The sequence below is a fragment of the Halomonas cibimaris genome (assembly GCF_039537045.1).
GTDB lineage: Bacteria > Pseudomonadota > Gammaproteobacteria > Pseudomonadales > Halomonadaceae > Vreelandella > Vreelandella cibimaris.
Map to the genome: position 1 here is coordinate 238,627 of NZ_BAAAZT010000030.1, position 13,603 is coordinate 252,229.

At 64.4% G+C, this 13,603-nt stretch carries 12 protein-coding genes; 9 read left to right on the forward strand and 3 right to left on the reverse strand.

The genetic code is table 11. The features are described 5' to 3' along the window. Window positions 1-18 precede the first annotated feature (18 nt). Window positions 19-1,818: a tetratricopeptide repeat protein gene (locus tag ABD654_RS05095; RefSeq protein WP_344702897.1), complete on the reverse strand. Its 1,800-nt coding sequence runs from the start codon at window positions 1,816-1,818 to the stop codon at window positions 19-21. Window positions 1,819-2,075: 257 nt separating this feature from the next. On the opposite strand from ABD654_RS05095, the gene hemA reads away from it, so the two are divergent. The 5 genes from hemA (at window position 2,076) to ABD654_RS05120 (ending at window position 6,667) form a co-directional block, all read left to right on the forward strand. Next, on the forward strand, window positions 2,076-3,407 hold the full coding sequence (hemA, locus tag ABD654_RS05100) for a glutamyl-tRNA reductase (protein WP_344702899.1): 1,332 nt from the start codon (window positions 2,076-2,078) through the stop codon (window positions 3,405-3,407). Continuing rightward, window positions 3,404-4,495 carry a peptide chain release factor 1 gene (gene prfA, locus ABD654_RS05105; protein ID WP_344702901.1) on the forward strand — a complete coding sequence of 364 codons (1,092 nt, stop codon included), beginning with the start codon at window positions 3,404-3,406 and terminating at the stop codon, window positions 4,493-4,495. The genes hemA and prfA overlap by 4 nt, the downstream gene beginning before the upstream one ends. Continuing rightward, window positions 4,492-5,349: a peptide chain release factor N(5)-glutamine methyltransferase gene (gene prmC / locus ABD654_RS05110; RefSeq protein WP_344702903.1), complete on the forward strand. Its 858-nt coding sequence runs from the start codon at window positions 4,492-4,494 to the stop codon at window positions 5,347-5,349. Before prfA ends, prmC begins: the two co-directional genes overlap by 4 nt. A gap of 61 nt (window positions 5,350-5,410) precedes the next feature. Further along, window positions 5,411-5,902, forward strand: a complete 492-nt coding sequence (locus tag ABD654_RS05115) for an Lrp/AsnC ligand binding domain-containing protein (RefSeq protein WP_344702905.1) — start codon at window positions 5,411-5,413, stop codon at window positions 5,900-5,902. Window positions 5,903-5,905: 3 nt separating this feature from the next. Next, window positions 5,906-6,667 (forward strand): HesA/MoeB/ThiF family protein, encoded by a 762-nt coding sequence (locus ABD654_RS05120; protein ID WP_344702907.1) that lies wholly within the window; start codon window positions 5,906-5,908, stop codon window positions 6,665-6,667. Window positions 6,668-6,754: 87 nt separating this feature from the next. Here ABD654_RS05120 and ahpF read toward each other — a convergent pair whose 3' ends face one another. Continuing rightward, window positions 6,755-8,311, reverse strand: coding sequence for an alkyl hydroperoxide reductase subunit F (ahpF, locus tag ABD654_RS05125; RefSeq protein ID WP_344702909.1), 1,557 nt, complete (start codon window positions 8,309-8,311; stop codon window positions 6,755-6,757). Between the two features lie 208 nt (window positions 8,312-8,519). Beyond that, a complete protein-coding gene (ahpC, locus tag ABD654_RS05130) occupies window positions 8,520-9,083 on the reverse strand; it encodes an alkyl hydroperoxide reductase subunit C (protein ID WP_344702911.1) in 564 nt (187 codons plus the stop codon). 359 nt (window positions 9,084-9,442) lie between these two features. Between ahpC and ABD654_RS05135 the strand changes: the two genes are divergently transcribed. From ABD654_RS05135 to ABD654_RS05150, 4 genes are all read left to right on the forward strand, one after another. Then, the gene (locus ABD654_RS05135) at window positions 9,443-10,546 is read left to right on the forward strand and encodes a polyamine ABC transporter substrate-binding protein (protein ID WP_344702913.1); all 1,104 of its coding nucleotides are present in this window, start codon (window positions 9,443-9,445) and stop codon (window positions 10,544-10,546) included. Between the two features lie 16 nt (window positions 10,547-10,562). Continuing rightward, complete coding sequence (locus ABD654_RS05140) at window positions 10,563-11,717, forward strand: ABC transporter ATP-binding protein (RefSeq protein WP_344702915.1); 1,155 nt, start codon at window positions 10,563-10,565, stop codon at window positions 11,715-11,717. A gap of 74 nt (window positions 11,718-11,791) precedes the next feature. Beyond that, window positions 11,792-12,718 (forward strand): ABC transporter permease subunit, encoded by a 927-nt coding sequence (locus ABD654_RS05145; protein WP_344702917.1) that lies wholly within the window; start codon window positions 11,792-11,794, stop codon window positions 12,716-12,718. Further along, complete coding sequence (locus ABD654_RS05150; RefSeq protein WP_344702919.1) at window positions 12,715-13,542, forward strand: ABC transporter permease subunit; 828 nt, start codon at window positions 12,715-12,717, stop codon at window positions 13,540-13,542. The genes ABD654_RS05145 and ABD654_RS05150 overlap by 4 nt, the downstream gene beginning before the upstream one ends. The last annotated feature ends 61 nt before the right edge of the window (window positions 13,543-13,603 follow it).

Genomic DNA, 13,603 nt, shown 5'->3' on the forward strand with positions numbered 1-13,603 from the left:
AGTAAAAGTGTGGCGGCGTTACGGTGCCAGTTCCGGATGGCGTTCGAGCAGGTCGTCGATGGCCGGATGATGCTCGCCTGTGGCCAGCGCCCGGGCGATGATCCGGCGGGCGCGCGCGCTGTGGCCCAGCGCATGGAGCACCTCGGCCAGGTGGGCGGCGACTTCCTGGTCGGGCATGCCCCGGTAGGCCTGCTCCAGAAGCGGCAGGGCCTTTTCGGGCTGCTCCCGGCGAAAATACACCCAGCCCAGGCTGTCCTGCACCGCGGCGTTGTCCGGCTCAAGCTCATAGGCGCGTTCGACCAGCTGCCGGGCGTCGTCCAGCCGGCCGGGCACCTGTTCGTCGGCCAGGGTATAACCCAGGGCGTTGAGGGCCATGACGTTATCCGGCTCGCGCTCCAGCACCCGCTGCAGGTCGCGCTCCATGCCCGCTATATCGCCGGCCCGCCAGTCGCGCATGGCGCGCAGATAAAGCAGGCGAGCGGCGTTTGGCGTGCGCGTGAGCCCCTGTGCCAGCAGCGCATCGGCGGCGTCAGTGCGGCCGCGTTCGTCGAGCAGCTCAACTTCAAGCATCAATAGCTCGTTGTAGTGCAGGCGAAAGCGCTGGCGCTGCGCGTGAAGAAAGGAGCGGGCGTCTGCCGAGCGGCCGGCGTCGATCAGCATTCGCGCGGCCGCTGCCCGGGCGGGCAGAAAGGCATCGTCGCCGGTGATCTGGCGGTAGTACAAAAGGGCGCTGTCCACGTTGCCGGTGGCCTGATCGGCGGCGCCCAGCAAGAAGTAGTCCTGGTCTGCAAGGTCATCGCGGCCGGTCAAGGGCTGCAGCAGGCGCCGGGCGGCCGCCGGCTGGTTTTCTTCTAGATATAGCCGGGCCAGCGCGCGGCGCAGTTCGGGCCCGCCGCTGTGGCGTTTCAGCAGGGCGTCGGTCTGGGTTTCGGCAGCGGCAACGTTGCCCAGGCGAGTTTCGGCCTGGGCCAGCAGCAGGCTAAAGCGGGCATCGTTCGGCGCCAGCTTGAGGCCCCGGCGGGCGGCGCGGCGGGCTTCGCGCTCGTTACCGCTATCCAGCGCCAGCTGCGCCTGGGTATGCCACAGAGCCGGCGTGTCCGCGATCAGCGCACGCGCGCGGGCCAGATGCGAGCGGGCCGCGACGGTATTGTTTCGGGCTTTTTCCAGCAGGGCCGCGGCCAGATGGGCATCCCCCCGGTTTGCCGGCGGCAAGCGGCCGTCGTCGTCCAGCGCGGCACTGAGCTGCTCGATAAGCGGGGCCGGCGGCGCGCCCTGGGCAATGGCCTGCCCGGCCAGCGCGGCGAGCCGGGCGTCATCGCCCTGAGCCGCCAGCGCCAGGCGCTGGGTCAGGGCATCCGGCCAATCGCCCCGTTCAACGGCCAAAGCGGCCAGCAGCCGCCCCGGCGCGGCGCTTTGCCGGTCAAGGGCTTGCCAGCGCATCGCTGCCGTTTGCAGCAGCTCAGGCGATTCACCGAAGCGTGCGGCAAAGGCTGCGCGCTCGGCAAGGGCGGGCTCGGGGTAGCGCTCGGCGGCGTCAAGAAAGCCCCGTGCAGCGTCGCGAAAGCGGCCGCGCTGGCCGGCCATCTCAGCGGTCAGCAGGGTGGTAAGCCCCCGGGCGTCAAGCCCGCGGGTAACGGGCGGGGCGGATGCCAGAAGGTTCTTGTCTGCCGTGCCGGCCGGCGGCGTAGCCTGGCAGCCGCTGAGCAGCGCGGCGGCGAACAAGGCGGCAAGCCGCTGCCGAGCCGGTGACGAACTGCTGCGCGACGACGGCGCGGGTGTCGACGGCGTGGCGCTAAGGAATAGGGCGCGAAGTGGCATGCAGTTTTTGATCCGTTGTCGATCCATGGGCCGGCCGCCCAGCATAGCCCCTTGCCGCGCCGGGGCAAAGGTTTGTGAAACGCGCCGGGGCAGGGGATAAAAGGAAGCGTGAAAAAAGAAGGCGTGAAACGGGCGGCGATAAAGTGAAGTGGGTAAGAGGCGGCAAGGCTGTGATAGAATGCGCTATCCAATCGACTCGTACCGGCTGCGACAAGGCCGAGCGCGACGACCGACACACTAGCGAAGACGCACAACGCATGACGCTTCTTGCCCTGGGAATCAATCATCGCACCGCCACGGTTGCCGTGCGCGAGCAGGTGGCCTTTACGCCGGCGCAGCTGTCGCAGGCGCTTGAGGAACTGCGTGAGCTGCCGCAAATCGCCGAGGCGGCGGTGCTTTCGACCTGTAACCGTACCGAGCTTTACTGCGTCACTGATGCCGCCGGTGAGCAGACCGTGCTGCAGTGGCTGGGACGCTTTCATCAGCTAAGCGTCGACGATCTGACCCGCTGCGCTTACCACTATCTGGATAACGACGCGGCGCGCCACCTGATGCGCGTAGCGGTAGGGCTTGACTCTATGGTGCTGGGCGAGCCGCAAATTCTCGGCCAGCTCAAAGAGGCCTACCAGCAGGCGCGAGAATCGCAAGGGCTGGGCGGCGAGCTTGAGCGTTTGTTCCAGCATACCTTTGCCGTGGCCAAGCAGGTGCGCACCCAGACCGGGATCGGTAAAAATCCGGTATCGGTGGCCTACGCCGCGGTGAGCATGGCCAGCCGTATCTTTGACGACTTCAGCCGCGCTCGGGCGCTGCTGGTGGGCGCGGGAGAAACCATCGAGCTGGTCGCCCGCCACCTGCACGAGGCCGGCGTGCGCCAGCTGACCGTCGCCAACCGCACCCGCGAGCGGGCGGAAAACGTCTCGGCGGCGCTGGGCGGCGAGGCGATCACCCTGCCGGAGATTCCCGAGGCGCTGGAAAACGCCGACATCGTGATTTCCTCCACCGCCTCGCCCTTGCCCATCATGGGCAAGGGCATGATGGAGCGGGCGCTGAAAAACCGCCGGCATCGGCCGGTTTTCATGGTGGATATCGCAGTACCCCGGGATATCGAGCCCGAGGTCGGCGAGCTTGCCGACGTCTTTTTGTATACCGTGGACGATCTGGAAGTGGTGATCGAAGAGAATCGCCGCCACCGCCAGGTTGCCGCCGACCAGGCCGAATCGCTGATTGAGCACGGCGTGGGCAGCTGGCTGCACGAGCGGCGCATCCGCAGCGGCGGCCAGCTGATTCAAAGCTACCGCGAACAGGGCGAGGCGCTGCGCGACCTTTCGCGCGATCAGGCGCTGGCCCGCCTGGCCCGGGGCGAGGATCCGCAAGCGGTCATCGAACGGCTCGCCTATCAGCTGACCAACCGGCTGATGCACCGGCCCACCCAGGCCATTCGCGATGCGGCCGCCCGCGAAGATCATGCCGCGCTCGACGCCGTCCAGCAGCTGCTGCTGCCGCCCAAGCCTGCGTTTGAAACCCACAAGCGAGCGTGCGCTGCCGGCTCGGCGGCACACGCTCGCCAGAAGGACAAAACCCTCGTATGAAAGACACGCTGCGCCATCGCCTGGACGGCTTTGTCGAACGCTTCGAAGAGCTGGCCTTGCTGCTGGCCGATCCTGACGTGATCACCGATCAGCCGCGCTTTCGCGACTACTCCCGGGAATACGCCGAGCTGGAAGCGCTGGTGGCGGCCTGGCAGCGCTATCGCGGCATCGAAGACGACATCGAGGCCGCCGAGGCCATGCGCCACGACAGCGATGCGGAAATGCGCGAGCTGGCGGAAATGGAGCTGGAAGACGGACGCCAGCGGCTGGATGCGCTGGAAGACGAGCTCAAGCGCCTGCTGGTGCCCAAAGACCCCGACGACGCCAGCAACGTCTTTCTCGAAGTGCGCGCCGGCACCGGCGGTGACGAAGCCGCGCTGTTTGCCGGAGATCTGTTTCGCATGTATTCGCGCTACGCCGAGTCACGCGGCTGGCGCGTGGAAGTGGTCAGCGCCAACCACGGCGAAATGGGCGGCTACAAGGAAGTTATTTCGCGCATCAAGGGCGAGGGGGTCTACGCCCGGCTGAAGTTCGAGTCCGGCGCCCACCGGGTGCAGCGCGTGCCCGCCACCGAGTCCCAGGGGCGCATTCACACCTCGGCCTGCACCGTGGCCGTCATGCCCGAGGTGGAAGACGTCGGCGATATCGACATCAACGCCGCCGACCTGCGGGTGGATACCTTTCGCTCCAGCGGGGCCGGCGGCCAGCACGTTAACACCACCGATTCCGCCATTCGCATTACCCACCTGCCCACCGGCGTAGTGGTGGAGTGTCAGGAAGAGCGCAGCCAGCACAAAAACCGCGCCAAGGCCATGTCGCACCTGGCGGCCCGGCTCAAGCAGAACGCCGTGGACGAGCAGCGCCAGCAGCAGGCCGACGAGCGTCGTTCGCTGGTGGGCACGGGAGATCGCAGCGACCGCATTCGCACCTATAACTTTCCCCAGGGGCGGATCACTGACCACCGTATTAACCTTACGCTTTATAAGCTCAGCGAGGTGGTCAGCGGCGAGCGCCTTGACGATGTGATTGATCCGCTGATTCACGAATACCAGGCCGATCAGCTGGCCGCGCTGCAGGGAAGCGCATGACGCCGGATCGCCTGGTGCGCGACGCCGCGCAGCGTTTGAGCGAGGCCGGCTCACCCTCTCCCCGGCCTGACGCCGAAGCGCTGTGGATGCACGCAAGCGGCCGCGACCGTACCTGGCTATACACCTGGGGCGACCTTGCCTGGGGCAAAAGCGCCGGTGAGCGCTGGCGGCAGGCGCGCTTTGACGCCCTGATCGCTGCCCGCGCCCGGGGCACGCCGGTGGCCTACCTGACCGGCGAGCGCGAGTTCTGGGGGCTTGCGCTTGCCACCTCGCCGGACACGCTGATCCCCCGTGCGGATACCGAAACCCTGGTGCAGGCCGCGCTGGATCGCGCGGGCCGGTCCGCCGGCCGGCTGCTGGACATGGGCACCGGCACCGGCGCGGTGGCGCTGGCGTTTGCCAGTGTCCGCCCCGGCTGGGACGTTCTGGGGGTGGACGTTCGCCGGGAAGCCGTAGCGCTTGCTCGGCGCAATGCCGAGCGCCTCAAGCTGCACGGCGCGCGCTTTATCCGCAGCGACTGGTTTTCCGCTCTTGGTGAGGCGGCGGCGTTTGACATCATCGTGGCCAACCCGCCCTATATCGACCCCGACGATCCGCATCTGGCGCAGGGCGACGTGCGTTTTGAGCCGCGCTCGGCGCTGGTGGCAAAGGATCACGGCCGCGCCGACCTGCGCTACCTGATCGACCACGCCGGGGCGTATCTGACCCCGGACGGCTGGCTGGCGCTGGAGCACGGCTATGACCAGGCCTTCGCGGTACGCACGATGCTGGCCCGGGCCGGCTACGCTCGGGTGGCAAGCGTGCGCGATCTTGGCGGCCACGAGCGCGTGTCCCTGGGGCAGCGGCCGGCCTAACCCCGTCTCGTCACGACGGACGCTATTTTTCGACGCTATTTCGACGCTATGGAATCCCGCCATGAAAGCCAAGAACAAAACGCTGGACCGTATCGATCTGAACATTTTGCGCTGCCTGCAGGAAAACGCGCGGATTTCTTATGTAGATCTGGCCGCCGAGGTGGGGCTTTCCACCACGCCGTGTTTAGAGCGGGTCAAGCGCCTGGAGCGCGCCGGGGTGATCCGCGGCTATCAGGCCGTGCTCGACCCGCGCGCGCTGCGCGCCGATCTGCTGGTGTTTGTTGAAATCAGCCTGGAAACCCAGACGCCGACGGTGTTTGATGAGTTTCGCCGGGCGGTGGAGGCGCTGCCCCAGATCCAGGAATGCCATCTGGTCTCCGGCCAGTTTGACTACATTTTGAAGTGCCGGATTCCCGAGATGTCGGCCTACCGCCAGCTGCTGGGCGACGTGGTGCTGACCCTGCCCGGCGTGAAGGAATCCAAAAGCTACGTGGTGATGGAAGAGGTCAAGGAAAGCTTCAGCCTGCACCTGGCCGACCTGGAGGATAAGTAAGCCATGATGGATGACCAGGCGCTTTTGCGCTACAGCCGCCAGATCATGCTGCCGGAGGTGGACATTGCCGGACAGGAACGCCTGCTGGGGGCCCACGCGGTGATTATCGGCGCCGGCGGGCTGGGCTCGCCGGCGGGGATGTATCTTGCCGCCATGGGGGTCGGGCGTTTAACGCTGGTGGATGCCGACGAGGTCGAGCTTTCCAACCTCCAGCGCCAGATCGCCCACGGTCAGGCCGATGTTGGCCGCAACAAAGCCGAATCGGCTAAAGACAGCTTTACCGCGATTAATTCCGGCTGCGAGATTCACGTCATCGGCGAGCACCTGCTGGGCGAGGCGCTGGAAAGCGTGGTCGCCACCGCTGACGTGGTGCTTGATTGCACCGATCGCTTCTCCAGCCGCTACGCCATCAACGCGGCAAGCCAGGCCACCGGCGTGCCGCTGATTTCGGGGGCGGCCATCCGCTTTTCCGGCCAGGTGGCGGTATTTGACCCTCGCGACCCGGAGTGTCCGTGCTATGCCTGCCTCTACCCGCCGGACGACAGCGGCGATGAAGCCATGAGCTGCGCGGAGAACGGCGTTATCGCGCCGCTGGTGGGACTGGTCGGCTCTTTTCAGGCGGTGGAAGTGTTCAAGCTTTTGAGCGGCGCGGGCAGCGTGCACCGCGGCCTGGCCGCCTTTGATGCTCTCTCCGGCCAGTGGCGCCACTTCAAGCTGCCCCGAGACCCGCAGTGCGCGGTGTGTCGCAGCCGCTTGCTGGGTTGAGACGACCCGATCGCCGTCAAAAAAACCCGCCTTTCGGCGGGTTTTGTGCTTGAGCCGCGTGGCTATCGTTTTCGTTCGCGGCGAACCTTAGTTACGGATGATGAAGTCGAACGCGCCGAGTGCGGCGTTGGCGCCTTCGCCCATGGCGATGATGATCTGTTTGTAGGGCACGGTGGTGACATCACCCGCGGCGAAGACACCGGGGATCGAGGTCATGCCCTTGGCATCGGTGACGATTTCGCCGTGGGGGCTGAGCTCAAGCCCTGACTCCTGGAGCCACTCGGTGTTGGGCACAAGACCGATCTGGACAAAGATGCCGTCCAGCGCTACGTGGTGGTTCTCATCGGTAGTGCGGTCTTTGTAGTTCAGGCCGTTGACGCGGCTGCCGTCGCCGGTGACTTCGGTGGTCTGGGCGTTGAGGACGATGTCCACGTTGGGCAGGCTCTTGAGCTTTTTCTGCAGCACGGCGTCGGCGCGCATTTCGCCCATGAACTCAAAAAGCGTGACGTGGCCGACGATGCCGGCAAGGTCAATCGCTGCTTCCACGCCGGAGTTGCCCCCGCCGATTACCGCCACGTGCTTGCCCTTGAACAGCGGGCCGTCGCAGTGGGGGCAGTAGGCCACGCCCTTGTTGCGGTATTCGGCCTCGCCCGGCACGTTCATTTCTCGCCAGCGCGCGCCGGTGGCCAGCACCAGGGTTTTGCTTTTGAGTGTGGCACCGGATTCAAACGTTACCTCGTGCAGCCCGCCTTCGACTTCGGCCGGCGTCAGCTTTACTGCGCGCTGCAGGTTCATGACGTCCACGTCGTAGTCCTTGACGTGCTCTTCCATGGCGGCGACGAGCTTGGGCCCTTCGGTCTTGGTCACCGAGATAAAGTTCTCAATGCCTAGCGTGTCCACGACTTGGCCGCCGAAGCGCTCGGCGACCAGGCCGGTGCTGATGCCCTTGCGCGCCGCGTAGATGGCCGCAGACGCACCCGCCGGACCGCCGCCAACGGTCAAGGTATCAAACGCGGCCTTTTCGCTGAGCTTGGCGGCTTCGCGCTCGGCGGCACCGGTGTCTACCTTGGCCAGAATCTGCTCCAGGCTCATGCGGCCCTGGTCAAACGGCTCGCCGTTCAGGTAGACGCTGGGCACCGACATGATCTCGCGCTCGTCGACCTCGGATTTGAACACCGCGCCGTCGATGGCTACGTGGCGAATGTTGGGGTTGAAAATCGCCATCAGGTTGAGCGCCTGCACCACGTCCGGGCAGTTCTGGCAGGACAGCGAGAAGTAGGTCTCAAACTCCATTTTGCCGTCGAGCGCCTTGATCTGCTCAAGCGTTTCTTCGGAGGCCTTGGGCGGATGGCCGCCGACCTGCAAAAGCGCCAGCACCAGGGAGGTGAACTCGTGGCCCATGGGAATGCCGGCAAACACTACGCCGGTGTCTTCGCCGGGGCGGTTGATGGCAAACGACGGCTTGCGAGCGTCGTCGCCGTCCTTTGTCAGGGTGATCTTGTCGCTCAGCGCGCTGATTTCGTCCAGCAGCTCGGCCAGTTCCTGGGATTTCGGCCCGTCGTCGAGGGAGGCCTTTAGCTCAAACGGCTGTGTGACTTTTTCCAAATAGGCCTTGAGCTGTTGTGTCAGTTTAGCGTCCAGCATGTCGTTGCTTCCTCGCAGTCAAAGGCGGTGCGTTAAACGGGACGGATCGATGGCGTAGCGGATCCGGACTCGCCTTTATGCCCGGCGTACCGGACACAAGGGTGAAGCCGCTCGGTAAGAGCGTCCTTTCGGCGGCTGGCAAGTTTTTCGCGGTTGGCAAGTGATGCCCCGGCATCCGGGCGGTGCCCGAATGCCGGGGCAGGCCGGCTTAGATCTTGCCGACCAGATCCAGCGACGGCTCCAGCGTGTCTTCGCCTTCTTCCCACTTCGCCGGGCAGGCTTCGTTGGGGTGGGCGCGGACGTACTGGGCAGCTTTCACCTTGCGCAGCAGCTCTTCGGCGTTGCGGCCGATATTGCCGGCATTGAGTTCGATGATCTGAATCTTGCCGTCCGGGTCAACAACGAAGGTGCCGCGCTCGGCGACGCCGTCTTCTTCGATCAGCACTTCAAAGTTGCGCGAGACGGTGTGCGTCGGGTCAGCGAGCATCGGGTAGTTGAGCTTGCCGATGGTCTCGGAGCTGTCGTGCCACGCCTTGTGGGTGAAGTGGGTGTCGGTAGAAACGCTGTAGATTTCCACGCCCAGCTTCTTGAATTCCTCGTAGCGGTCGGCGAGATCGCCAAGCTCGGTGGGGCAGACGAAGGTAAAGTCGGCCGGATAGAAAAAGAAGATGGACCACTGGCCCTTGAGGTTTTCCTCGGTGACGTCAACGAATTCGCCGTTGAGGTACGCAGTGGCTTTAAACGGTTTGACTTCGGTGTTGATCAAGGACATAAAAACGTCTCCTGTTGAGAGCGATGGACTCCGGCGGGGACCGCCGTTTACGTGGCAACTACCATAGCCGTTGCGGGTTGATTAATAAAATTGAGAAATGTCATATATTTCAATAGCGCTTTGCTATCAATAAGCGAGTCGAGCCGGCAAGCGACACAAGGCAGGTACCGCGTGCACGTCGCGCCGTTTCGCCAGTGATATGGGGGCGTAGCGCACAAATGCAAGTTTTTGCCCGCGTGCGCTTGCGGTAAGCAGGCACTGGCCGCAAAATCCGCTACCCTGTCACGCTCGGGGCTTGGCATCGGAGCCACAGGCTAGATCGACGGTACAGCAGACGGTACAGCAAAAGGAGCGGTTTCATGGGACAGCTGCATAAACGTTCGCTGATGATGGCGGCCCTGGCCGGCGTCGTGGCGACAACGTCCGTTCACGCAGAGCAGGTGCGTGTCTATAACTGGTCGGACTATATTGCGCCTGAAACGCTGGAGCAGTTTACCCGCCAGACCGGTATCGATGTGGTCTACGACGTGTTTGACAGCAACGAAGTGCTGGATGCAGCCCTTCTGGCCGGGCGTTCGGGCTACGACGTGGTGGTGCCGTCCAACCACTACCTGAGCCGCCAGCTCAGCGCCGGCGTCTATCAAAAGCTGGACCACGCGCAGCTGCCCAACCTGGAAAATCTGGATACGCGCCTGCTCGAAGAGCTTGAGGAGGTCGACCCCGGCAACCGCTACTCGGTGCCGTACATGTGGGGGACCAACGGCATCGGCTACAACGCCGACCGGGTGACCGAGATTCTCGGCGAAGACGCAGCGCTGGACAGCTGGGCGCTGCTGTTCGACCCGGAGGTGACCGGCGCGCTCAGTGACGCCGGCTGCGGCATTGCCATGCTCGACTCCGCCGATGAGATGCTCTCGCCGGCCATGGCCTATATCGGCCTGGACCCGCGCAGCAACGACATCGACGACCTCAAGGCAGGCGGCGAGGTGATCGCCAAGGTGCGCGACGACGTGACGTACTTCCATTCCTCGCGCTATATCGGGGACCTGGCCAATGGGGATGTCTGCGTGGCGGCAGGCTACTCCGGTGACGTGCTGCAGGCCGCTGACCGCGCCGCCGAGGCCGGCCGCGACTTTACAATCGCCTATACCGTACCGAAAGAAGGCGCGGCGCTGTGGTTTGACATGATGGCCATTCCCGCCGATGCGCCGAACCCTGACCATGCCCACGCTTTTATCAACTTCATTTTGCAGCCCGAGATTGCCGCTGAAATCACCGAGTACGTGCGCTACGCCAACCCCAACGCGGCGGCCGATGCGTACTTGCCTGACGAGATACTCGACAATCCGGCGATCTATCCCGGTGATGCGGTCATGGACAAGCTCTACGTGGCCAATGAAAAGCCGCGCGACGTGCAGCGCGCTCGCACGCGCATCTGGAATCGGGTGAAATCCGGACGGTAAAAAGTCAGGAGGTGGCATGACAACGCCTGTAGCCGCCGCCGGCGACGTCCGCTCTGCCGGCGGCAAGACGCCGCGCTTTGCCGAAGACACGGTGCTCGACATCAAACGCTTGACCCGGCGCTTTGACGACGTTGTTGCGGTAGACGACGTCAACCTCAAGATCCGGCGCGGCGAAATCTTTGCGCTGCTGGGCGGGTCGGGATCGGGCAAGTCGACGCTTTTGCGCATGCTGGCCGGCTTTGCCACGCCCAGCGAGGGGCGCATTCTGCTCGACGGCCAGGACATCACGCGAATGCCGCCGCATCGCCGGCCGATCAACATGATGTTTCAATCCTATGCGCTGTTCCCGCACATGAGCGTGGAGCAAAACATCGCCTTCGGCCTCAAGCAGGACAAGTTGCCCAAGGCCGACATCCGCGCCCGGGTAGCGCAGATGTTGAAGCTGGTACACATGGAGCGTTTCGCCCGGCGCAAACCGGCCCAGCTTTCCGGCGGCCAGCGCCAGCGGGTCGCACTGGCGCGCTCGCTGGCCAAGCGGCCGCGGCTTTTGCTGCTGGATGAGCCCATGGGGGCGCTGGATAAAAAGCTGCGCAGTGAAATGCAGCTGGAAGTGGTGGAAATCATCGAGCAGGTCGGGGTGAGCTGCATCATGGTCACCCACGATCAGGAAGAGGCGATGACCATGGCCGATCGCGTGGGGGTCATGGCCGACGGCTGGATCGAGCAGGTGGGCTCGCCGGTGGATATCTATGAAACGCCGGTCAGCCGCACGGTGGCGGAGTTTATCGGCACGCTCAACCTGCTGGAAGGCGAGATCCTGGTAGACGCCGCCGATCACTGTCTGATTTCAAGCCCGGCTCTGGAGCGCCCGCTGTATATCGACCACGGGGTGACCACCCAGGCCGCCGAGCGCCGCGTATGGGCCGGGCTGCGCCCGGAAAAGATCTGGCTGACCCGCGAGCGTCCCGAGGCCCGCTACAACTGGGAGCAGGGGGTGGTGGAAGATGTCGCCTACCTTGGCGGATTTTCCCAGTACTACGTGCGCACCCGGCAGGGCACGCTGTTCAAGGTGGGCATGGCCAATACCGAACGCCGGGGGGACCGCCCGGGCTGGGACGAGGCGGTGTACGTCTATTGGGAAGATCATAGCGTGATGGTGCTGAACCGCTAGCCCGCTTGTTGCCGTGCCCCTGCTTGCCGCGCCTTTTTCGCGGCGTTATCGCGATCGCAACCTGGAGTGACGCCATGTCCTTTCGCTCCCGCTTTTGTTCACTGGCAAGCGCCGGGCGGCGGCGCTTGCAGCTCGGTCGCCGGGCGGTGATAGCGCTGCCGATGCTGTGGCTTTCGCTGTTTTTTCTGCTGCCGTTTGCGCTGGTGCTCAAAATCAGCCTGTCGGAGGCGCGCATCAGCGTGCCGCCCTATGCGCCGCTGGCCGACTACGTGGACGGCACGCTGCGGATTCTGATCGATTTTGGCAACTATCTTTTTTTGCTTGGCGATTCGCTGTACGCGGCGGCCTACTGGGGCTCGGTAAAGATCGCGCTGACGGCGACGCTTGTATGCCTGCTGCTGGGCTATCCCATGGCGTATGCCATGGCCCGGATGCGGCCGCGCTGGCAGCTGGTGCTGATGCTGCTGGTCATGCTGCCGTCGTGGACGTCGTTTTTGATTCGCATCTATGCTTGGATGGGCATTTTGAGCAACAGCGGGCTTGCCAACCAGCTGCTGCTCGGGCTTGGCATCATTGATGCGCCGCTGCGGCTGCTCAACACGCAGTTTGCGGTGGTGGTGGGCATTGTCTATGCCTATCTGCCGTTTATGGTGCTGCCGCTTTATGCCCATCTGCTGCGGCTGGACCCGACGCTGCTGGAGGCCGCGGCGGATCTGGGGTCGCGGCGCGTGAATACCTTTCTCAAGGTGACGCTGCCGCTTTCCGCCGGCGGCATCATGGCCGGCTGCATGCTGGTGTTTATTCCGGCGGTGGGAGAGTTTGTTATCCCTGAGCTTTTGGGCGGGCCGGATACGCTGATGATCGGCAAGGTGCTGTGGGAAGAGTTCTTCCTCAACCGGGACTGGCCGGTGGCCGCAGCGCTTGCCACGGTGATGCTGGCGCTTTTGCTGATACCGCTTGCGCTGTTTCATCGCTACCAGTCGCGGGAGCTGGAGACATGAGACGACGGCCTTCTTTTAGCGGCGCGATGCTGATACTGGGGCTTGTGTTTCTCTATCTGCCCATGGCGGTATTGGTGGTGTATTCGTTCAACGCCTCAAGCCTGGTAACCGTGTGGGCGGGGTTTTCCACCCAGTGGTACGCTGAGCTGCTGCACGACGAGCAGATTCTTGCAGCGGTGTGGACCAGCCTGCGCGTGGCATTTTTTGCCGCCAGTGCGGCGGTGTGCCTGGGGACGCTGGCGGCGCTGGTGATGACGCGGTTCGCGCGCTTTCGCGGCAAAACGGTGCTGGCCAGCATGGTGACCGCACCGCTGGTCATGCCTGATGTGCTTATCGGGCTGTCGCTTTTGCTGCTGTTTGTGCAGATGGCCGCGCTCACCGGCTGGCCGGCGGACCGCGGGATGATGACCATCTGGATTGCCCACACCACCTTTGGCAGCGCCTACGTGGCGGTGGTAGTGGCGGCTCGGCTGCGCGAGATGGACCGCTCCATCGAGGAGGCGGCCATGGATCTGGGCTCGCCGCCGGCGCGGACGTTTTTTGCCATCACCCTGCCCATTATCTCACCGGCGCTGGCCGCAGGCTGGCTTTTGGCCTTTACGCTGTCGCTGGATGATCTGGTGATCGCCAGCTTTGTTTCCGGCCCCGGCGCCAACACCCTGCCCATGGTGGTGTTTTCCTCGGTGCGGCTGGGCGTGTCGCCCAAGATCAATGCGCTTGCCACCCTGGTGATTCTGGCGGTGTCGCTTGCCACCTTTGTGGCCTGGTATATCATGCGCCGCCGCGAAAAAAAGCGCCGGGCCGCACGGCGAATGAGCGGCTAACAGGGCGTGTACGCAGCGCGGCCCAACGCCAACGCCCGGAAAGAGCGCGGCGGTTACCCCC

Bases quoted from the DNA above. Each gene is read 5' to 3' on its own strand.
- ABD654_RS05095 (WP_344702897.1), bottom strand. From the start codon at position 1,818: ATGCCACTTCGCGCCCTATTCCTTAGCGCCACGCCGTCGACACCCGCG.
- hemA (WP_344702899.1), top strand. From the start codon at position 2,076: ATGACGCTTCTTGCCCTGGGAATCAATCATCGCACCGCCACGGTTGCC.
- prfA (WP_344702901.1), top strand. From the start codon at position 3,404: ATGAAAGACACGCTGCGCCATCGCCTGGACGGCTTTGTCGAACGCTTC.
- prmC (WP_344702903.1), top strand. From the start codon at position 4,492: ATGACGCCGGATCGCCTGGTGCGCGACGCCGCGCAGCGTTTGAGCGAG.
- ABD654_RS05115 (WP_344702905.1), top strand. From the start codon at position 5,411: ATGAAAGCCAAGAACAAAACGCTGGACCGTATCGATCTGAACATTTTG.
- ABD654_RS05120 (WP_344702907.1), top strand. From the start codon at position 5,906: ATGATGGATGACCAGGCGCTTTTGCGCTACAGCCGCCAGATCATGCTG.
- ahpF (WP_344702909.1), bottom strand. From the start codon at position 8,311: ATGCTGGACGCTAAACTGACACAACAGCTCAAGGCCTATTTGGAAAAA.
- ahpC (WP_344702911.1), bottom strand. From the start codon at position 9,083: ATGTCCTTGATCAACACCGAAGTCAAACCGTTTAAAGCCACTGCGTAC.
- ABD654_RS05135 (WP_344702913.1), top strand. From the start codon at position 9,443: ATGGGACAGCTGCATAAACGTTCGCTGATGATGGCGGCCCTGGCCGGC.
- ABD654_RS05140 (WP_344702915.1), top strand. From the start codon at position 10,563: ATGACAACGCCTGTAGCCGCCGCCGGCGACGTCCGCTCTGCCGGCGGC.
- ABD654_RS05145 (WP_344702917.1), top strand. From the start codon at position 11,792: ATGTCCTTTCGCTCCCGCTTTTGTTCACTGGCAAGCGCCGGGCGGCGG.
- ABD654_RS05150 (WP_344702919.1), top strand. From the start codon at position 12,715: ATGAGACGACGGCCTTCTTTTAGCGGCGCGATGCTGATACTGGGGCTT.